Origin of the sequence: Streptomyces sp. NPDC052042 (genome assembly GCF_044548345.1) — a bacterium.
Taxonomy (GTDB): domain Bacteria; phylum Actinomycetota; class Actinomycetes; order Streptomycetales; family Streptomycetaceae; genus Streptomyces.
Window position 1 is genome coordinate 90,361 of sequence record NZ_JBIUBU010000012.1, and the last position, 20,773, is coordinate 111,133.

The following is a 20,773-nucleotide window of genomic DNA, read 5'->3' on the forward strand; positions in this document are numbered from 1 at the left end:
CTATGACCCGATGGCGAGATAGTCGGTCGTGCGCACGATGCGCTCGCGCTCGGCGAAGGACGCCAACTCGTCGCGCACGGCACCGCTGTCGCCGTCGCGGTTGATCGCCTCCAGCGTCCGCCGGACCGCGGTGATCACGGCGCGCTGGAGGTCCGAGGGAACGATGATCAACCGGTAACCCAGCTCGCGGAGACGCTCCTTGGGAACCAGCGGCGTCTTGCCACTGTGGAACATGTTGATCAGCTTCGGCTGCGGAATCCGCTCGGCGATCTGCTCGATCTGCTCGACGGTTTCCGGCGCTTCGACGAAGATCACGTCCGCCCCGGCCTCGACATAGGCGTTCGAACGCTCGATCGCCGCGTCCAGCCCCTCGGTCGCGATGGCGTCCGTGCGGGCGATCAGCACGAAGTCCGGGTCCGTACGGGCCCTGCTGACGGCCTGGATCTTCTGCACCATCTCGTCGGTGCTCACCAGGGACTTGTCGTCGAGGTGGCCGCAGCGCTTGGGAAAGGTCTGGTCCTCGATGTGCATGCCGGCCGCCCCGATGCGCTCGAAGAGCGCGAGCGTGCGCACGGCGTTCACCGCGTTGCCGAAGCCGGTGTCGGCGTCCGCGATGACCGGCAGCCTCGTCACGTCGACCATCTGCTCGATCCGCGCCGCGACCTCGGTGAGACTCAGCAAGCCGATGTCCGGTACACCGCAACTGCGCGCGATGGCTCCACCACTGGCGTACAGGAGCTCACTGCCGCTCTCCTCCACCAGACGCGCGGTCAGCCCGTCGAACGCTCCGGGGGCGACGTGGATGCCGTCGCTCTCGATCATCTGACGGAGACGGGTGGTCGATCGCATCGGCACGGTGACTCCTCGAATCTGGGCTGCCGGGTGCGCAAGCCGCGGGCCTCATCGCCTCGGGGTCTGCAACGACTTGGCCGGTACCTTGTATACAGACTGTATGCAGGCTGGGTCCAGGGAAACCGGCCGGCAGTTTTCTGGAAGGCCGCACACTCACGGATACGGCCGCGCCTCCAAGCGGGCCGGCCCGGGAGGACGAAGCGATGAACCAGAGCGCCCGCGCCTACGAACGCCTGCGGACAGAGATCATCGACTGGGACCTGGCCCCCGGCACCCACCTCAACGAGATCCGCATCTCGGAGCGCCTCGGCGTCTCCCGCACGCCCCTGCGCGAAGCCCTGCACCGCCTCCACCGGGAGAACCTGGTGAAGGTCGTCCCCGGGCGGGGAGCGTTCGTCAGCGAGCTCTCCCTGTACGACATCCGGCACCTCTTCCAGCTCCGGGAGGCGCTGGAGACGCACGCGGCACGGCTGTGCGCCCGGTCCGCGCGCCGTGCCGACTTCGTCGATCTCGAGCGCGAGTTCACCGGCCAGTACGCGGTTCTGGCCCACGGCGTGGGGCCGTTACAGCTCGACGACTACTACGCCTTGACCGAGCGCATGGACCAGAGGATCGACCAGGTCGTCGGAAACCCGTACCTGACCGGCGCGATGGCGCCGACCCGGGACCAGCTCCGCAGGCTGCGCCGGATCGCGCGGCGGAGCCCGGACAGGGTCCTGTGCTCAGCCGCGGAGCACGCGACGGTGTGCCGCGCCGTCACCGAGGGCGACGAGAACGGGGCCGCCGCGGCGATGGCCCTGCACATCAACAACAGCCTGCGCCACATCCTCGACACCACGGCGGAGGGCATCGGCGCGGCGTGACGGCGACCGAGCGAGCCGCAGAGGTGTCCGCACGGCCAGGAAGGCGGCTGGCGTCCGGTGCCGCCCGGGTCAGCCCGACCTCGGCGGCTGCTGCGCGTCGAAGGCGAAGAGAGTGTTCTTGGCCGCGGCCACGATCAGCACACGCCCCGCAACGGTCGCGCGCGGGCTTGCGCCCTGCTCGCCCGTCAAACCATCGGCCTGCGGGTCTGTTGTCCACAGGGGTTTGCCATCGTACGGCGACAGGGCGACCACCCGGCCGGTGGCCGAGCTGAAATACAGCGCGTCGACCCCCGCGACAGGGCCCGACGCGCCCTCCACACCGGTCTGCCGCGACCACTTCTTCCGGCCGGTCGCGGGATCGAGCGCTGTGATGAGACCGGTCTGCCCGCTCACGTAGACGGTGCCGTCCACCATGCCGGGCGTCCCCGTGTATGTCCTGGCCAGCCGGGAGTACGTGACCTTCCGCGAGGCCGGGTCGACCCGCGCCACCCCGTCGTAGCCATCCAGCACCGCTCCCTCCAGGTGTCTCTTGAGGAGTACGAGCCTGCCGTCGGCGACGCCCATCGGCACGGCGGGGCCGTCAACCGCGATGGGCCTGCCCAGGGTCCCCGAGGCGCGGTCGACCGTATAGAGGGTGGGGTGGCGCACCATTGGGGCATCCACCTCCGTGTCCCTCGCGCACATCGCGAGGAGCTGTGGGCCCATCGGAACGGGAGCGCACTGCGTACCCGCGGGGAACGGCGTCGTCCAGGCGACCTCACCGCTGTGCGCGTCCCTGGCCTCGAAGCGGGAGTTGGAAGCGTCGACCGTCACGACGGCGGAGCCGACCACGAGGGCGTCCTGAGACCGGCCCGTGACGGCCACCGACTGGGCACCGGACGGCACGGACCACAGCTCCCGGCCGTTGTTCGCGTCGATGGCCACCACCTCGCTCGGAGGATTCTGCGGGGCGTCCTCGGCGGCGAAGCGGTATCCGAGCACCGTGTCGTCGGTGGCACCCACCATGTGCATGCCCTGGACGGGGACACCCGGGCTCTTCGCCGTCCACACCCGCGAGCCGTCCAGGGCCCTGATACGGGTCGCGACGACTCCGCCGCCCCCGCAGAACAGCGCATCGCCATGCGCGACGCACCGCAGTTCGCCGGGGATGTCCTCGCGACCACCCTGGACGGTCTTGCGCCACGGCTCGAAGCCGTCCGGAAGTGCGGCACCCGGCACCGCGGCGCTGTTGGCCTTGTCGCCGCCGCTGTTCCCCCCGAAGCCGCCCGCCTTCAGCGCGGCGACTCCCCCGCCGATCGCTGCCACCGCGACCGCGGCCGCGAGCACAGGACGCCATCGGCGACGCAACCGACGGCCGGTGGGGGTGCCGGTGCTCCCCGTATCGGACCCGGCCGGGGCGGTGGTCGGGGCAGTCGGCGCCGAAGTGGCCCGCGTCGCGAGGTGATGCTGGGTGATCACGTCGCGGGTGCAGCCCGCGCCGGCCCCGTTCGCGTCGGTCCCACCGAGGTCTGCCGGCAGGTCCCGCAGCAGCACGAGGAGTTCGTCCGCCGAGGGGCGCCCCTCGGGGTCCTTGTCCAGGCACGACTCGACGACCGCGCGCAAAGCCGCCGGCACCGCACCCAGCGACGGCTCCTCGTGCAATACCTGATACGCCGTCATGTACGGACTGTCCGCGTCGAAGGGCCCGCGACCCGTCGCCGAGTACACCAGCAGCGTCCCCAGCGAGAAGACATCGGACCGCGGGCCGACATCACGCGGCGCCTGCAACTGCTCCGGCGACATGAAGGGCGGCGTACCGATGATCCGTCCGGTCATCGTCAGCGTCTGCTGGTCCACGGCGCGCGAAATGCCGAAGTCGATGACGCGCGGTCCCTCCGGCGAGAGCACGACGTTCGAGGGCTTCAGGTCACGGTGGACGACCCCCACCCGGTGGATGTCGCGCAGTGCCTCCGCCAGCCCGATGGCGAGCCTCCTCAGCTCCGCTCCGTTCAGCGGGCCCTTCGTGGCGATGCGCTGGGCGAGTGTGTGCCCCTCGATATAGGTCGTCGCCATCCACGGCTGCTCGGCCTCAGGAGCAGCGTCGACCACGGCGGCGGTGAACGCGCCGCTCACCCGCCTCGCCGCCGCCACCTCCTGCCGGAAACGGATGCGGAACTCGTCGTCCCCCGCGAACTGCTGATGGATCAGTTTGATCGCGACAGGTCGCCCCGAACTCGTACGGGCCAGGAAGACCGTGCCCATGCCACCCGAGCCGAGCCGCGCCTCGAGCGGATAGCCGCCGATCTCGGCTGGATCACCTCCGCGCAGCGACACTCTGCCCGACCTCCCGTCCCCCGTGCAGCTCCGTCACCACGGGCCTGCGTACCTGTGCTGCACACAAACTAGCCGCAGGTCAGTACGGCAGAGCAAAGCGGGTGACGAACAGGGAGCCCAGGCTGCTCCCCTGCCGCACACGACGGAGCCCAGCCAAGAGCATGGCAGGGCTCCGTCATGTCGTGGAACACCGCATGGTGCGTCCGGACCTCCCCTCCGCAGTCCCACCGAAGCGGTCGACCAACTCGTCGCACTCCATCGCCCCCGGAGCGCGCATCATCAAAGAAGGGGAAACCATCGACGAGGAGTGGCGATGAGGTTGTCGTTCCTTGAACCTCTCTACGCGGAGCCGGGCCCGTTCGCCTCCGTATACCTGGACACCTCCCGAGACGTCGAACATCCCGAGCGGGCGATCGCGCTGCGCTGGCGGCGGCTGCGCGAGAGCCTGTCCCGTCAGGGCTCGGAAGGGGCGCTGCTGAACGTACTGGAGGAGGTGGTCGGCGCCGACACAGAGGTGCCGGGGGTGCACGGTCAGGCCCTCTTCGCCGCCCACGGCATGCTCGTCCTGGACCGGGAGCTGCCCAGGCCGCCCGAGCACGACTCCGCGCGATACAGCACCCTGCCGGACGCGATGCCCCTGGTCACCCAGCATGTTCCGGAGATTCCCTACCTGGCCGTAGTCATCCACTACAGCGGTCTTCCGACCGCCGAGACCCACGGCTGGGTCACGCTCGAGGCGGAGACCGGCACCTGGCCCGCGTCCACCGTCACCCCGGGTGAGCGGCTGCACCACAGGGTCGCGGTGGCGACCTGGCACCGCGCCTCCCTCCGGCTCGGCCACCGGCTGGACGAATGGGCGCGGCGCGCCCATGCCGACGCCGTCGTCGTGGGCGGGGACACATGGGCGTGCAACGTACTGATCCGCCGCCTGCCGCACACGCTGCGGGACAAGGTCGTACGCGTGGGCGGCCGGACCCCCACGGACACCGGACGCGCCCTGTTGGAGCCGCAGCTCGACGGCGTCCTCCGCGGCCGCATGGCCGGGCACGACCGGGAAATCGTGGACGTCTTCATCGGCCGGCGCGCCCTGGACGGCCCCGTGGCGGAGGGGCTGGCCGAGACCGTCGCCGCCCTCCAGCGGGGCCAGGTCGCGGCACTGCTGCTGAACCGGCCGCCAGGGTCTTCGCTGCGGCTCTGGGCGGGCTCCCAGCCCACTCAGCTCGCCCTGGACGAGGCGGAACTGATGTCCTTCGGCGTGCGGGCCCCGCGCGAGGAACGCGCCGACGAGGCCCTCGTCCGGGCCCTCGTCGGCACCGGTGCCGAGCTGGTCGTCGTAGCGGAGAGCGAGCTGAGGCTGTACGAGGGCGTGGGCGCCCTGCTGCGCTACGCCGACCCGGGGACCGCCGTCCAGGTGCCACTGGAGAGTCAGGTGTCACTGGAAAGTGCGGCCGAGACCAGCGACACGCCGACATCGAGCGAGACCGTGGTCGGACCGGAGCACGCCCCGACCGGGGCCACCACCGCTACCGCCACGGCCCCCCCGGTCCGATGGCCCATAAAGGGACCCCCGAGGACCTGGTCCGCGCGGCCCGCGCCGCGGGCGTGAGCGACGACCGTCTCCTGGCGGCCCTGCAGAGCGTCTCCCGGGCGGAATTCGTTCCCGCGGACGAGGTGGCATCCGCGTACCGGGACACGCCCGTCCCGCTCCCCCACGGGCAGGTGACCACCCAGCCCTCGCTGATCGCCATGATGGTCTCCGCTCTCGGTCTCACCGGAGACGAACAGGTCCTGGAGATCGGGACCGGATACGGCTGGCAGACCGCGCTGCTGGCCCGCTTGGCCGCGTACGTCATCAGCGTCGAGCGCTGGCCCGACCTGGTCGAGGAGGCCTGCCTGCGGCTGGCCCGGCAGGGCGTCGGCAATGCCGAGGTCGTGCTCGGCGACGGGACCCTCGGGCTGCCGGCCCGTGCCCCGTACGACGCCGTCATCGTCTGCGCGGCCTTCCCGCGCGTGCCGGAGCCGCTCGTGGATCAGCTCCGCCCCGGTGGCCGGCTCGTCCAGCCGATCGGGCGGGGCGGGCAGGAGCGCGTCGAGCTGTACGAGCGGCGGGCCCGCGGCCTGGTGCGAAGCAGGACGGTCACCGCGGCCCGGTTCGTCCGGCTGTACGGCGCCCATGGCTACGACCAGCCGTGACGAGCTCAGCGCCGGCAGGTCCCCACCAGGGTGCCGGAGGCCGGCTCCCCGCCCTTCAGGGCACGGTGCACGCCGTACGGGGCGGCTCGCGCGGTCCTCGGGGAGCTGGGCCGACCCTCTCCACGCGGTAGGGCCGGAAATCGCTCCTGCCGTTACCGCTGCCGCAGAACTACCCGAGGAACGACAGCCGGACTTGACGGTTCTGATTCGAAACGTTCGTGTCGACCAGGCACACCGACTGCCACGTCCCGAGTTCCAGACGTCCGCCGATCACGGGCAGCGTCGCGTGCGGAGGGACGAGGGCCGGCAGGACGTGGTCGCGGCCGTGACCCGGCGAACCGTGGCGGTGCTGCCAGCGGTCGTCGGCGGGCAACAGGGTGTGCAGGGCCGCGAGCAGGTCCTCGTCGCTGCCGGAACCGGTTTCGAGCACGGCGATCCCGGCGGTCGCGTGCGGCACGAAGACGTTGAGCAGGCCGTCCCGGCCGGCGGCGGCCCGGGCGAGGAACTGCTCGCAGTCGCGTGTCAGGTCGGTGACGGTCTCCGTCGTGCCGGTCGTGACGTGCAGGACGCTGGTGCTGAAGGAAGGTGGCATACCGTCCATCTTCCCGCCCCGTGGTCCGGTCGCCCCTTCCGGGCACGGTCGCACCACGTCCGGCGGCGAGCGCTTCGGCGGGCCGACGGCGGCGCGGCACTCCGCGGCGGTGGAGGAAGATCTCCACCCTCACCCGGGTTAGTAGAAGTGTGAACAATACTGAGGGCGCCGCAGCCCGCATCGTCGATGTCGTCGTGGTGGGCGCCGGACAGGCGGGACTGTCCGGCGCCCACCATCTGCGGCGCGTGGGCCTGGAACCCGACCGCGACTTCGTCGTACTGGACCGTTCCCCGCGTCCCGGCGGCGCCTGGCAGTTCCGCTGGCCGTCCCTGACGTACGGCAAGGTGCACGGCATGCACGCGCTGCCCGGCATGGAGCTGACCGGAGCCGACGACGACCGTCCTTCCTCCGAGGTGATCGGCGCGTACTTCGACACCTACGAGCGCACCTTCGACCTGCGGGTCCATCGGCCGGTGGACGTGAGCGCCGTGCGCGAGGGCGACGGCGGCCGGCTGCTCGTCGAGACCTCGGAGGGAACGTACGCGACCCGAGCCCTGATCAGCGCCACCGGCACCTGGGACCGGCCCTTCTGGCCGCGCTATCCGGGTCAGGAGAGCTTCCGGGGACGGCAGTTGCACACCGCGGACTATCCCGGACCCGACGCCTTCGCCGGGAAGCGGGTGGTGGTGGTCGGAGGCGGCGCCTCCGGCACCCAGCACCTGATGGAGATCGCCGAGGTGGCGGCCGAGACGTACTGGGTGACGCGTCGGCCGCCGGTCTTCCGGGAGGGCCCGTTCGACGAGGACCGGGGGCGGGCCGCCGTGGCGCTGGTGGAGGAGCGGGTGCGGCGCGGGCTGCCGCCGCGGAGCGTGGTGAGCGTGACCGGACTGCCGTTGAACGACGCCGTGCGACGGGCCCGTGCGGAGGGAGTGCTGGACCGGCTGCCGATGTTCGACCGGATCACGCCGACCGGGGCCGCCTGGGACGACGGCCGGACCATCGACGCCGACGTCATCCTCTGGGCGACCGGGTTCCGGGCCGCCATCGATCACCTCGCACCGCTGAGGCTGCGCGAGCCCGGCGGCGGCATCAGACTCGACGGCACGCGGGCGGTCCGGGACGCACGCGTCCACCTTGTCGGGTACGGACCGTCGGCCAGCACCATCGGCGCCAACCGGGCGGGGCGCGCCGCGGTGCACGAGATCACGCGGCTGCTCGCGGCTCCGGAAGCAGCCGTCGCCGCGGGCACGAAGGCGGACGGGGACCCGGCCGTGGAAGCGGCCCCGGACACGTGGAGGGGCATGCGGGACGGCGGCGACGGCGTGCCGGCACCTGCCGCGACCTGAGGGTGCGTACGCAACCCGCGGCATGCCGTCCGACCCGTGCCGGTGGCGTGCCCCGGCGCCACCGGCCCGTCGGCGGGTAGGAGAGACAGCTCAACCCACAGGAAGCCCGACCCATAGAACAAACGAACAAGGGCTCGGATGTTCGCTTGAACGCGTGATCGTTTCGGATTTCGTTGCTCAACTCCCCCGCACCGGATGATGATTACAGGGCGCAAGCAACGGGCTGCAGACCGCGACTGGCGCTGTCCCACATATGCACATGCACAAGGAGAAATACCTCATGAACATCCTCACCAACCTGCTCGCCGGCATCGTCCACTTCGTGGGTTGGCTCGTCTGAGCATTGCTCCGCCCGGCGCCGTCGCTCCCCGTCCCACGGGAGCGGCGGCGCCGCCGTGTGTCCGGGCTCCGCCCCGCACAACCGGCCTTGCCGATCAGCTCCCCGCGGGGGCCAGCCGACCGTCCCGCCGAACGAGCGCGGCATAGCGGCCGTCCAGCCGCAGAAGCTCGTCATGGGTGCCGCGTTCGGCCGTCCGACCACCGTCCAGGACCACGATCTGGTCGGCATCGCGAACGGTGGAGAGCCGGTGGGCGATGGTGATGGTGGTACGGCCCGCGGAGAGCGCGTCGATCGCTTCCTGTACGGCGAATTCCGTGCGGGTGTCGAGGGCGCTCGTCGCCTCGTCGAGCACCAGTACGGGCGGGTCGCGCAGGATCGTCCGGGCGATGGCCAAGCGCTGCTTCTCGCCCCCCGAGAAGCGATAACCCCGCTCCCCGACCAGGGTGTCGTAGCCGTCGGGCAGCGCGGCGATGTGGTCGTGGATCTGCGCCGCGCGAGCGGCCGCCTCGATCTCGGCGACGGTCGCGTCCGGTTTGGCGAAGCGCAGGTTGTCGGCGATCGAGGCGTGAAAGAGGTAGGTCTCCTGGGAGACCACGCCCACGGCCCGCGCCAGGGTGTCGAAGTCCAGGTCGCGTACGTCCGCACCGTCGATCGTGACCCGGCCTCCGGTGACGTCGTAGAGCCGGGGCACCAGATAGCTGAGGGTGGACTTGCCCGACCCGGTCGGTCCCACGATCGCCAGACTGCCGCCGGCCGGTACGGTCAGGTCGATGTCGCGGAGGGTCGGACCGCTCCTCTCGTCGTAACTGAAGTCGACGCGCTCGAAGCGGACCTCTCCGCGGATCTTCTCCAGCCTGACGGGGTTCTCGGGCTCGGTGATGTCCACCCGGAGGTCGAGGTACTCGAAGATCCGCTGGAAGAGCGCGAGCGAGGTCTGCATCTGCACACCGGTGGAGAGCAGGCTCACGGCGGGCCGGAACAGCGCCTGCTGCAGTGAGACGAAGGCGACGAGCGTGCCGATGGACACGGTCGGACCGCCCGCTTCCAGGGCCAACCCCGCCGCCCAGTAGATGACGGCGGGCATGGCGGCCATGACGACGCCTATCGTCGACATCCGCCATCGTCCGGCCATGCTGGAGCGGACTTCGAGATCGACCAGCTTCTCGGACTCCTCGGCGAAGTCCTTGGTGAGGGAGTCCGCCCGGCCCATGGTCCGGCCGAGGAGGATGCCGCTGACGGAGAGCGACTCGGTGACCGTCGCGGCCATGGCGGCCATCTGCCTCTGACGGTGGGTGGTGATCTTCTTGCGCTCCTTGCCGACCTTGCGGCTGATCCACACGAAGACCGGCAGCAGGAGGAGCGAGACCGCGGTGAGCCGCCAGTCGAGCGCCAGCATGGCGACGACCGTGGCGACGACCGCGGTGAGGTTGGAGACGAGCGAGGTCGCGGTGGAGGTGACGGTAGCCTGCATGCCGCCGATGTCGTTGGCGATGCGGGACTGCACCTCGCCGGTCCGCGTCCGGGTGAAGAACGCGAGCGGCATCCGCTGCAGCTGGGCGTAGACGGCGGTGCGCAGGTCGTGCATGACACGCTGGCCGACCGTGGTGGAGATCAGCGTCTGCAGGACTCCGAAGACGCCGTTCATCACGGCGGCCAGGACCATCCCGAGGGCGAGCAGCGACAGCAGCCCCGTACGCCCTTGCGGGAGGGCGGTGTCCAGGATCTCGCGCAGCAGGAAGGGCGAGGCGACCGACACCAGGGACGCGGCTCCGACGAGCAGCCCCACCAGGGCGAGACGGCCGCGGTACGGATGGAACAGGCGCAGGATGCGGCGCACCTCGGCGGGCGGGCGGTTCCCGTCCCGGGGCGGCGGCGTCCAGCTGATTTCGTGGGGTTTCATGGGCTCCTTCGACGGGGTGCGGAGAATCGGGACCGGGGCCCGGGCCGGCGCCCGGGACCTTACGAGCCGCGGGGCCGGGTCGGCACCGGCCGGATCCGGGTCGGACCGGGCCGGACGGACGCGGGCCGGATCAGGTCCGGAGTCCCGGCGTTTCGAGAGCATAGCTCATTGTTACCTTCCCTCACAATGAACCTGATCCTGATATTATTCCCCCATGGATTCCTCCGACGCAGACGGCGTGCTCGCCGAGCAGTTGTTGCGGGTGACCCGCAGACTCCAGCGCATCCAGAGCCGCCAGCTGGAGCCGATCGGCATCACTCCCGCGCAGTTCCGGTTGCTGCGCACCGTGGCCCACTACGACGGGCCGCCCCGGATGGCGGACCTGGCCCAGCGGCTGGACGTCGTGCCGCGCGCGGTGACGAGCCTGGTCGACGGCCTGGAGGCGAGCGGCCGGGTGCGGCGCGCGCCCGACCCGGACAACCGCCGGGTGGTCCGGATCGAGATCACCGAGGAGGGCCTCGCCACCCTCCGGTCGCTGCGCGACGCGCGCCGCGCCGCCGCGGAGGAGATCCTGGCCCCCTTGACCACCGATCAGCGCGAGATGTTCGGCGGGCTGTTGTCCGCCCTGGTCAACGGCATGCCACAGCGCCACTGCTAAACCTGGGGGCACGCATGTACGTCCGAGGGGTGCCCGATACCCACCGGTCGGACGTGCCGGACCGAACAGAACAGAACCGCCGAGGAGAGTCCGACATGCCGCTGCTGGAGCCGAAGCCCGAAGCACTCCGTCCCGGTGCGGTGCGTACGCCGTCTCCGGACCGGGTCCCCGACCGGCGGTCCTCGGGCACGCCCGAACCGCTGCGCAGTGCGCTGATCGGCCTGCTGGGCCCGGAGAAGGTGCTGTGGAAGGTCTCCGACCTGGTGAAGTACGCCTCCGACGCCAGCCCCTACCGGTTCGTCCCCCAGGTCGTCGTGGTCCCGGAGGACGCCGACGACGTCTCGGCGATCCTGTCGTACGCCCGCGACAACGGCCGCGAGGTGGTCTTCCGGGCGGCGGGCACCAGCCTGAACGGCCAGTCCCAGGGCGAGGACATCCTCGTCGACGTACGCCGCCACTGGGCGGGCATCGAGGTGCTGGACGACGGTGCGCGGGCCCGTGTCCGCCCCGGCACGACGATCATGCGGGCGAACGCCACGCTCGCCCGGTACGGCCGGCTGCTCGGCCCCGACCCGGCCAGCGCCATCGCCTGCACGGTCGGCGGAGTCGTCGCCAACAACGCCTCGGGCATGACCGCGGGCACGACGCGCAACTCGTACCGCACCGTCTCCTCCCTCACGTTCGTGCTGCCGAGCGGCACGGTCGTCGACACGGGCGCCCCCTCGGCGGACGAGGACCTGGCCCGGGCCGAGCCCGGGCTCTGCGAGGAACTGCTCGCGCTGAAGGCGCAGATCGAGGCGGACGCCGAGCTGACCGCTCGCATCCGCGCCAAGTACGAGATCAAGAACACCAACGGCTACCGCCTCGACGCCTTCCTGGACGGGGCGACGCCCGTGGAGATCCTGCGCGGGCTGATGGTCGGTTCCGAGGGGACCTTCGGCTTCATCTCCGAGGTCGTCTTCGACACGCTTCCGCTGGACCGCCGCGTCTCCACCGCCCTGCTGTTCTTCCCCTCCCTGACCGCCGCCGCGGCGGCCGTGCCGCGGTTCAACGAGGCGGGGGCGATGGCCGTCGAGCTGATGGACGGCAACACCCTGCGCGCGTCGATCAGCGTCCAGGGCGTGCCCGCGGACTGGGCCGAGCTGCCGAAGGAGACCACGGCACTGCTGGTGGAGTTCCGGGCGCCGGACGAAACGGGCCAGGAGGCGTACGAGCGGGCCGCCGCGGCCGTCGTCGAGAAGCTCGACCTGATCGCGCCGGTGGCCTCGGTGACCAACGAGTTCACCCGCGACCCGAAGGTCATCTCGGGCTACTGGAAGGCGCGCAAGGCGTTCGTCACCGCGGTCGGCGGCTCACGCCCCTCGGGGACGACGCTGATCACCGAGGACTTCGCGGTGCCGCCCTCCCGACTGGCCGACGCCTGCGAGGCCCTGCTCGCGCTCCAGGCGGAGCACGGTTTCGACGCCGCCGTCGCCGGACACGCGGCGCACGGCAACCTCCACTTCCTGCTCGCCTTCGACGCGGCGCAGCCGTCCGACGTCGACCGCTATGCCGCTTTCATGGACGACTTCTGCCGGCTGACGGTAGAGCGTTTCGACGGCTCCCTGAAGGCGGAGCACGCCACCGGGCGCAACATCGCCCCGTTCCTGGAGCTGGAGTGGGGCCCGAAGGCGACCGAGCTGATGTGGCGCACGAAGCAGATCATCGACCCCGACGGGGTGCTGGCCCCGCGCATCGTCCTCGACCGCGATCCGAAGGCCCATCTGCGCGGGCTGAAGACCATCCCCACGGTGGAGGCGATCGCCGACCCCTGTATCGAGTGCGGTTTCTGCGAGCCCACCTGCCCCAGCCACGACCTGACCACGTCCCCGCGCCAGCGCATCGTGCTGCGCCGCGAGATGCTGCGGCAGCCGGACGGCTCCCCCGTGGAGTCGCGCCTGCTGGACGCCTACGGCTACGACGCCGTCGACACCTGCGCGGGCGACTCGACCTGCAAGCTCGCCTGCCCGGTCGGCATCGACACCGGCGCCATGATGAAGGACTTCCGCCACCGCCGGCACTCGCCGCGCGAGGAGCGGGTCGCGGCGCTCACCGCGAAGAACTTCAAGGCGGTGGAGGCGGCGGCCCGGCTCGCGATCGCCGCGGCCGACCGGATCGGCGACCGGCTCGGCGACGGACCTCTGGAGACCATCACCGGGCTCGCCCGCAAGGCCGTACGCCCCGACCTGATGCCGGAGTGGCTGCCCGAGACCCCCGGCGCCGCCGCCCGGAAGCTGCCCCGCACCTCCCGCGCCGGGGCGAAGGCCGTCTACTACCCGGCGTGCGTGAACCGCATCTTCGGCGGCCCCGAGGGCCACCGCGGTCCGTCGCTGCCGCAGGCCGTCGTCGCCGTCTCCGCCCGTGCCGGGAAGCCGGTGTGGATCCCGGACGACGTCGCGGGCACCTGCTGCGCGACGATCTGGCACTCGAAGGGGTACGACGAGGGCAACACCGTGATGGCCAACCGCATCGTGGAAGCGGCCTGGGGCTGGACCGCGGGCGGCAGGCTTCCCCTGGTCGTCGACGCCTCGTCCTGCACCCTGGGCATCGCGGACGAGGTGGTGCCCTATCTCACCGACGACAACAGGGAGTTGCACCGGGAGCTGACCATCGTCGACTCCCTGGTCTGGGCGGCCGACGAACTGCTCCCCGAGCTGACGGTGCTCCGGAAGGTCGGTTCGGCGGTGCTGCACCCGACGTGTTCCATGCAGCACCTGGGCGACGTGGAGCAGTTGCGCTCGGTCGCGGAGGCGTGCGCGGAGGAGGTCGTGATTCCCGACGACGCCGGGTGCTGTGCCTTCGCCGGCGACCGCGGAATGCTGCACAAGGAGTTGACGGCGTCCGCCACGGTCAAGGAGGCGGCCGAGGTGAACACCCGGGAGTACGACGCGTACCTCTCCGCCAACCGCATGTGCGAGATCGGCATGGACCGGGCCACGGGCCACTCGTACTACTCCGTGCTGATGGAGCTGGAGCGCGCGACGCGTCCGGGAGCGGTCGTGCGGTGACGGCGAGGGCCCCCGGACGAGAGCTCGCGTCCGGTCGTCAGGCGGCCCCGTCGAAGTCCTCACCCGCCGGGTGGGTCCGGTCTGGACGGACCCACCCGGCTTTCGCATGGCGCGAAAGTCCATGGTTTGAAATCAGGAGTCCAGTCGCGCCCCTTGCGCGTCAGCGGGCTCGACGTCCAAGGTCCTCCACGAGGTTCGTACATCGGCCGCGCACGTCAGACCCCCCTTCTGGAGGATCGATGAACGACGCAGCACAGCATGACGACGGCACGCAGCACGACGGTACACGGCCCGGGGGCGCCGGGCCCCACGGTGCGGCGAGCGGCGATCCGGGCTCGATGAGCCGCCGCTCCGTCCTGTGGTCGACCGCCTCGGTTGCCGGTGCCGGGCTCGCGCTCGGTGGTCTCGGCGCCGGGGCCGCGTCCGCCTCCCCCGCCCGAAGCCCGGAGGCGCCCGGCACGGAACAGGCGTCCTCGCCGCGGCGCCAGGGGCGCACCATGGTGGGGGTGCCGTTCGAGCGGCGCTCCACCGTCCGGGTCGGGCTGGTCGGGCTCGGCAACCGCGGCAGCGGCATGATCGACCTCTTTCTCGCCATGGAGGGCGTGCGGGTGGTCGCCGTCTGCGACCCGGTCAGGAACAAGGCCGAACGGGCGGCGGCGAAGGTCACCGCCGCGGGTCAGCCGTCACCCGCCGTCTACGCCAACGGCGAGGACGACTACGAGAACCTGTGCCGGCGCGGCGACATCGACTTCGTCTATGTGGCGACGCCCTGGGACTTCCACTTCGAGATGGCGAAGACCGCTCTGCTCAACGGCAAGCACGTCGGCGTGGAGTGCCCGATCGCGCTCCGGCTGGACGAGCTCTGGGAGTTGGTCGACCTCTCCGAACGCACCAGGCGCCACTGCATGCAGTTGGAGAACTGCTGTTACGGGCGCAATGAGATGCGGGTGCTGCACATGGCGCACGCCGGGCTCTTCGGCGATCTGCTGCACGGCGCCGGCGCGTACAACCACGACCTGCGTGGCCTGATGTTCGATCCGACGTACTACGAGGGCCCGTGGCGCAGGCTGTGGCACACCCGGTTGCGCGGGGACCTCTACCCCAACCACGGCTTCGGTCCCGTCGCCAACTACATGGACATCAACCGCGGCGACCGCGCGGTCAGCATCACCAGCGTCGGCTCCCCCTCGATGGGGCTCGCCGAATACCGCAGGAACAACATGCCGCCGGGCGACCCGAGTTGGAAGGAGACCTACATCGAGTCCGACCGGACGATCAGCCTCGTCCAGACCGCCAAGGGCCGGGTCGTCCGGCTGGAGCACGATGTGTCGACTCCGCACCCGTACTCGCGGATCAACAGTCTCGGCGGGACGAAGGGCGTCTTCGAGGACTATCCGGCGCGCATCTACATCGAGCCCGACCACACGAACGATGCCTGGGGCGACTTCTCCCGCTACGCCGAGTGGGACCACTGGCTCTGGAAGGAGCACGCCAATCCGCCGGGCGGGCACGGCGGGATGGACTACCTGCTGGTCTTCCGGCTGATGCAGTGCATGCGGCTCGGGCTCGTCCCGGACTTCGACGTGTACGACGCGGCGACCTGGACGGCGCCGGTCCCGCTCAGCCATCTGTCCATCAAGGCGAAGGGCACGCCCCAGCAGATCCCGGACTTCACCCGCGGCGAGTGGAAGAAGGCCCGTTCCGGCATGGACTCGGAGAAGCCGGAGGAGACCTGACGGGTGGTACGCGGGCTGCGGGGCCCGGCCCGCGCGGGCCGGGCCCCGCAGCCCTTCTCCCCCGCCGGCAGCGCGGCGGAGGCACGTCCGGCGGCGGCTCCGGCGGCGGTTCCGGGGAAATTCGATTGCTCCGGCCGACATGCCGGGGTGACCCTGGGGCGGTTTGCGGCTTTCTCCGAACTGTCCGGCACCGACCCCTGGGACGTCATGAAGATTCGCGATCTTCCGTACTCGGATCCCGGCGTCCCCGACGTCCGCTCGGGCCCGCGATTCCTGCTCTGGCTGGGGCGCGGTCAACTCCGCGGCCAGCTCAAGGCGATGGGGTGGGGGCTGCTCCACCAGTGCGCGCTGGCCGGTTTCTCGCCCGCGGTCGGTTTCGCGGTGCAGGCGGCCGTCGACCGTTCAGGCGCCCGGCTCGCCTGGGCGGGCGGGCTGGTCGCCGCCCTGGGTGTGCTGCTCGCACTGGGCGACACCATGCTCCACCGGACCGCCGTCACCAACTGGATCACCGCGGCCGCACGCGTACAGCAGCTGTTGGCGCGCAAGACCGCGGAGCTGGGTTCGGCACTGACCCGCCGCGTCGCCGCGGGCGAGGTCGTCGCCGTGTCCACCGGTGACGTCGAGAAGATCGGCTGGTTCGTCGAAGCGCTCTCCCGTTTCATCGCGGCCGTCGCCGCCATCGTGCTGATCTGCACGGCGCTCGTCGTCTATCTGCCCTCGCTGGGGGTCCTGGTGACGCTCGCCGTGCCGCTGCTGGCCCTGGCCGTGCTGCCGCTGCTCCCCCGGGCCACCCGGCGTGCCGATGTCCAGCGCGAGAAGGCGGGACGGGCGACCGAACTGGCCTCGGACACCGTCGCCGGGCTACGGGTGCTGCGCGGGATCGGCGGCGAAGAACTGTTCCTCGGACGCTACCGCCGTGCCTCGCAGGAGGTCCGCCGGGCGGCGGTGCACAGCGCACGGATGTGGTCGCTGATCTCGGCGGTCCAGGTCCTGCTTCCGGGGGTACTGCTGATCTGCCTGGTCGGGTACGGGGCGGCGCTGGCCCGCGACGGCCGGATCGAGGTCGGCCAGCTCGTCACGGTGTACAGCGCGGCGACACTGATGCTGTTCCCTCTGCGCCGCGTCGAGGAGATCGCGATGGCGTACTCGTTCTCCCGGCCCTCCGCCCGCCGCGCGGTGCGGGTGCTGTCGCTGCACCGCACCGACCTGCCCGCGCCCACCGGCACAGGCGCCGCCGCACCCTCCGGCGATCTGTACGACCCGGTCACCGGGCTGCTGGCGCCGGCCGGCCTGCTCACCGCGGTGGTCTGCGGCGATCCGGACGAGGCGGGCCGCCTGGCCGAACGGCTCGGCGGCCACGCCCACGCGGGAACGGGCACGAGCGCGGACACCGCGGCGACCGGCACCGGCCCTGACGGGGGCCCGGCCGAGCGTGTGACGGAACGTGCGACGGCCGGCGCGGCGACGGGACCGGCGACGCCGTCCGTCCTCCTCGGATGCGTGGCCCTGGACGAACTCCCGCTGAACTCGGCCCGTACCGCCGTACTGGTCCAGGACAAGGACCCGGTGCTGCTCTCCGGCACGCTGCGCGAACTGCTGGACGTCCCCTCGTCCGGCCGGGTGTCCGCCGAGGAGGCGCTGTCGGCCGCCCGGTGCGGTGATGTGCTGGACGCGCTGGCACAGACGTCCACCGCCTCGGACGGCGACCCGATGACGGCACGCGTCACCGAGCGCGGCCGTTCGCTCTCGGGCGGGCAGCGCCAGCGGCTCGCCCTGGCGCGTTCCCTGGTGACGGACCCCGAGGTGCTGGTCCTCGACGAGCCGACCTCGGCGGTCGACTCCCACACGGAGGCCCGGGTCGCCACCGGGATCAAGGAGGTGCGCCGGGGACGCACCACCGTGGTGTTCGCCTCCTCGCCGCTGCTGCTCGACCTGGCGGACCGGGTGGCGCTGGTGCACCGGGGCACGGTCGTCGCGGTCGGAGCGCACCGTGAACTGCTGCACGCGGAGCCGCGCTACCGGGCGGTGGTCACGCGTGAGACGGACGAGGAGATCGCGGACCGGGCCGCCCGGGGCCCGCACAGGACGACCGAGGAAATCGAGGAACGGGCATGATCGGCGTCGCGAGACCCGCGTACGACCCGGCGGCGCCGGAGTCGGCGACGACCCTGCCGGTGGGCACCCCCGCCACGGTACGGAGCTATGTAAGGGAGCTGCTGCGGCGCCATCGTGGGCCGTTCGCGCTGCTCATCGTGTTCAACGCCGTCGCGGTGATCGCCTCGGTCGTCGGCCCGTACCTGCTGGGCGGACTGGTCCAGGACCTCGCCGACGGCGTCGAGGACCTGCGTCTGGAGCGCACGATCGGGGTGTTCGCGCTGGCGTTGGTCGTGCAGACCGTGTTCACGCGGTTGATGCGGCTGCGCAGCGCGATGCTCGGTGAGGAGATGCTGGCCGATCTGCGCGAGGACTTCCTCGTCCGGTCGGTGCGGTTGCCACCGGGTGTGCTGGAGCGCGCCGGGACGGGCGATCTCCTCTCCAGGATCACCACGGACATCGACCGGCTGGCCGAGGCGATGCGCGAGGCCGTGCCGCAGCTGGCGATCGGCGTGGTGTGGGCCGGGCTGCTGATCGCCGCGCTCACGGTGACGGCTCCTCCGCTGGCCCTCTCCGTCCTGGTCGCCCTGCCGCTGCTGGTCCTGGGCTGTCGCTGGTACTTCCGGCGGGCGCCCTCCGCGTACCGTTCGGAGGCCGCCGGATACGCGGCGGTCGCGGGGGCGCTCGCGGAGACGGTGGACGCCGGGCGGACCGTGGAGGCCCACCGTCTGGGTGCGCTCCGGGTGGCCCGGTCGGACACGCGCATCCGGCAGTGGACCGCGTGGGAGAGGTACACGCTCTTCCTGCGCTCCGTGCTGTTCCCCGTCGTCAACGTCACCTATGTGCTGATCCTCGGTGCGGTGCTGATGCTGGGCGGCTGGCTCGTGCTCGAGGGGCTGCTCACCGTCGGGCAGCTGACGACGGGCGCTCTGCTGGCGCAGATGATGGTCGACCCGATCGGGCTGATCCTGCGCTGGTACGACGAGTTGCAGGTGGCTCAGGTGTCGCTGGCGCGGCTGGTCGGCGTGCGGGACATCGAGCCGGACGCGGGCGATGCCGAGGTCGTCCCGGACGGCCGGGACGTGCGGGCCGACGAGGTGCGCTTCGGATACCGCGCCGGGCTGGACGTCCTGCACCGGGTGTCCCTGGACGTGGCGCCCGGCACGCGTCTCGCGCTGGTCGGCCCGTCCGGGGCGGGCAAGTCCACTCTGGGCCGGCTGCTGGCCGGGATCTACTCCCCGCGCACGGGGCGGATCACCCTCGGCGGCGCGCAGTTGTCGCGGATGCGGGCGGAGGACGTGCGGACGCACGTGGCGCTGGTCAACCAGGAGCACCATGTGTTCGTCGGGTCGCTGCGGGACAATCTGCTGCTGGCGCGCACGGAGGCCGAGGACGCCGAGCTGTGGGCGTCGCTCGCGGCGGTCGACGCCGACGGCTGGGCGCGAGCCCTCGACGAGGGGCTGGACACCGGGGTCGGTTCCGGCGGTCTGGCGCTGACCCCGGCCCAGGCCCAGCAGATCGCTCTGGCCCGGCTGGTCCTGGCCGACCCGCACACGCTGGTGCTGGACGAGGCCACGTCGTTGCTGGACCCGCGCGCCGCCCGGCATCTGGAACGGTCGCTGGCCGGGGTGCTGGAGGGCCGCACGGTCGTGGCGATCGCCCACCGGCTGCACACCGCACACGACGCGGACGTGATCGCGGTGGTGGAGAACGGCCGGATCAGCGAGCTGGGCAGCCACGACGCGCTGGTGGCGGCCGACGGCGCGTACGCGGCACTGTGGCGGTCCTGGCACGGCTGAGGGTCTGCCGAGGGGCCGGGGCCTCGCGGGCCGGCACGGCTGACGGGGGCGACCAGGTGCCGGCCGCTCCCGCGGTCGGCGCCTCCGCCCACGCCGCCTGCGGCCCGCGAGCCCCGGCCCCCTACCGTCCCTCGCGGCCCGGCCGCACGGCCCGCCGCCCGTCCCTCCCTCGGTCCGGCCCGGCCGTCCCGGCGGCTCACGTCGGCCGGGGAGCCGTCCGGTACGACGGCCACATGCCGTCGCGGCGGTCAGATGACGTTCAGCGCCGCCGCCCCGCCCAGCCCGCCGAGCACCATGAACGCCGGCATCAGCACCTTCAGCTCCACCCAGCTGCCGGCCCGGAAGCGCATGGCCTTCGGCGGTCCGATCGGATACCAGCGCTTGCGGCCCACCGGTATCGGCCACAGGATCGGGCAGCCCGAGACCGTCAGCGCGTCACCGATGTCGTGGACGAGGGCACCGAGCACGATCGGCAGTCCCAGCCACAGGTACTCCTGACCGGGGGCGGTGAACAGCCAGTCCGATCCGTTCCCCGGCTGGTCCAGGACGTCCGCCAGGAGCCAGGCGCTGGTCGCGCCGAGCAGCCACACCAGTACGTCGCTGGACATCCGGGCGGCCCGCCACAGCAGTCCCTCGACGGCCAGCACCAGATGGACGAAGAGGATCCCCAGGACCGCCCACCGGCCGCCGGTGATCGCCGCGGCGGAGGCCCCCGCGCCGACCAGGACCGCCCACAGCCAGGTGTGGGTCAGGGTCCGGTGGCCGCCGTTCCTGCGCGGGTCGCCGGAGCCCCGGGTCGCCTTGTACACGGCGTGCGAGAGCGTGTCGACCACCTCGCAGAGCCACCGCGAGACCGGTCCGAACGAGCGGGAGATCGTCGCCGACTTGTGGTCGAGGTCCGGGGCGAGGGCGGCTCCGGCGGTGATCAGCGCCCCGACCACGAGCACCGGCCAGGGCATCGGGTGGTCCGTCGCCGAGACCGCCGCACCCACCCCCAGCCAGGCAGCCGCCCCGGACAGCGAGTGTGCCGGTCCCATCAT

At 71.8% G+C, this 20,773-nt stretch carries 14 protein-coding genes; 9 read left to right on the forward strand and 5 right to left on the reverse strand.

The annotated features are described in order from the left end of the window. A complete protein-coding gene (locus tag ACIHCL_RS20775) occupies positions 1-849 on the reverse strand; it encodes an oxaloacetate decarboxylase (protein WP_399863806.1) in 849 nt (282 codons plus the stop codon). Positions 850-1,055: 206 nt separating this feature from the next. On the opposite strand from ACIHCL_RS20775, the gene ACIHCL_RS20780 reads away from it, so the two are divergent. Further along, entirely contained in the window at positions 1,056-1,715 is a 660-nt protein-coding gene (locus tag ACIHCL_RS20780) for a GntR family transcriptional regulator (RefSeq protein ID WP_399863807.1), read from the forward strand. Between the two features lie 69 nt (positions 1,716-1,784). On the opposite strand, the gene ACIHCL_RS20785 is transcribed toward ACIHCL_RS20780, so the two are convergent. Then, positions 1,785-4,028, reverse strand: a complete 2,244-nt coding sequence (locus tag ACIHCL_RS20785) for a protein kinase (RefSeq protein ID WP_399863809.1) — start codon at positions 4,026-4,028, stop codon at positions 1,785-1,787. A gap of 313 nt (positions 4,029-4,341) precedes the next feature. Here ACIHCL_RS20785 and ACIHCL_RS20790 point away from each other — a divergent pair, with 313 nt between their 5' ends. After that, complete coding sequence (locus ACIHCL_RS20790) at positions 4,342-5,634, forward strand: hypothetical protein (protein ID WP_399863811.1); 1,293 nt, start codon at positions 4,342-4,344, stop codon at positions 5,632-5,634. After that, positions 5,631-6,221, forward strand: coding sequence for a protein-L-isoaspartate(D-aspartate) O-methyltransferase (locus ACIHCL_RS20795; RefSeq protein ID WP_399863813.1), 591 nt, complete (start codon positions 5,631-5,633; stop codon positions 6,219-6,221). Before ACIHCL_RS20790 ends, ACIHCL_RS20795 begins: the two co-directional genes overlap by 4 nt. Positions 6,222-6,390: 169 nt before the next feature. Here ACIHCL_RS20795 and ACIHCL_RS20800 read toward each other — a convergent pair whose 3' ends face one another. Continuing rightward, a complete protein-coding gene (locus ACIHCL_RS20800) occupies positions 6,391-6,813 on the reverse strand; it encodes a secondary thiamine-phosphate synthase enzyme YjbQ (protein WP_399863815.1) in 423 nt (140 codons plus the stop codon). Positions 6,814-6,962: 149 nt separating this feature from the next. Between ACIHCL_RS20800 and ACIHCL_RS20805 the strand changes: the two genes are divergently transcribed. Beyond that, entirely contained in the window at positions 6,963-8,159 is a 1,197-nt protein-coding gene (locus ACIHCL_RS20805; protein WP_399863817.1) for an NAD(P)-binding domain-containing protein, read from the forward strand. 434 nt (positions 8,160-8,593) lie between these two features. Here the strand turns inward: ACIHCL_RS20805 and ACIHCL_RS20810 are convergent, their stop codons facing one another. After that, the gene (locus tag ACIHCL_RS20810; RefSeq protein WP_399863818.1) at positions 8,594-10,399 is read right to left on the reverse strand and encodes an ABC transporter ATP-binding protein; all 1,806 of its coding nucleotides are present in this window, start codon (positions 10,397-10,399) and stop codon (positions 8,594-8,596) included. 214 nt (positions 10,400-10,613) lie between these two features. Here ACIHCL_RS20810 and ACIHCL_RS20815 point away from each other — a divergent pair, with 214 nt between their 5' ends. From ACIHCL_RS20815 to ACIHCL_RS20835, 5 genes are all read left to right on the forward strand, one after another. Beyond that, entirely contained in the window at positions 10,614-11,057 is a 444-nt protein-coding gene (locus ACIHCL_RS20815) for a MarR family winged helix-turn-helix transcriptional regulator (protein ID WP_399863820.1), read from the forward strand. Positions 11,058-11,152: 95 nt separating this feature from the next. Beyond that, a complete protein-coding gene (locus tag ACIHCL_RS20820; protein ID WP_399863822.1) occupies positions 11,153-14,104 on the forward strand; it encodes an FAD-binding and (Fe-S)-binding domain-containing protein in 2,952 nt (983 codons plus the stop codon). 338 nt (positions 14,105-14,442) lie between these two features. Continuing rightward, positions 14,443-15,840 carry a Gfo/Idh/MocA family protein gene (locus tag ACIHCL_RS20825; RefSeq protein WP_399863969.1) on the forward strand — a complete coding sequence of 466 codons (1,398 nt, stop codon included), beginning with the start codon at positions 14,443-14,445 and terminating at the stop codon, positions 15,838-15,840. 207 nt (positions 15,841-16,047) lie between these two features. Beyond that, positions 16,048-17,955, forward strand: a complete 1,908-nt coding sequence (locus ACIHCL_RS20830) for an ABC transporter transmembrane domain-containing protein (RefSeq protein ID WP_399863824.1) — start codon at positions 16,048-16,050, stop codon at positions 17,953-17,955. Beyond that, positions 17,952-19,733 (forward strand): ABC transporter ATP-binding protein, encoded by a 1,782-nt coding sequence (locus tag ACIHCL_RS20835; protein ID WP_399863826.1) that lies wholly within the window; start codon positions 17,952-17,954, stop codon positions 19,731-19,733. Before ACIHCL_RS20830 ends, ACIHCL_RS20835 begins: the two co-directional genes overlap by 4 nt. Positions 19,734-19,981: 248 nt before the next feature. On the opposite strand, the gene ACIHCL_RS20840 is transcribed toward ACIHCL_RS20835, so the two are convergent. Continuing rightward, on the reverse strand, positions 19,982-20,773 hold the full coding sequence (locus ACIHCL_RS20840) for a metal-dependent hydrolase (protein ID WP_399863828.1): 792 nt from the start codon (positions 20,771-20,773) through the stop codon (positions 19,982-19,984).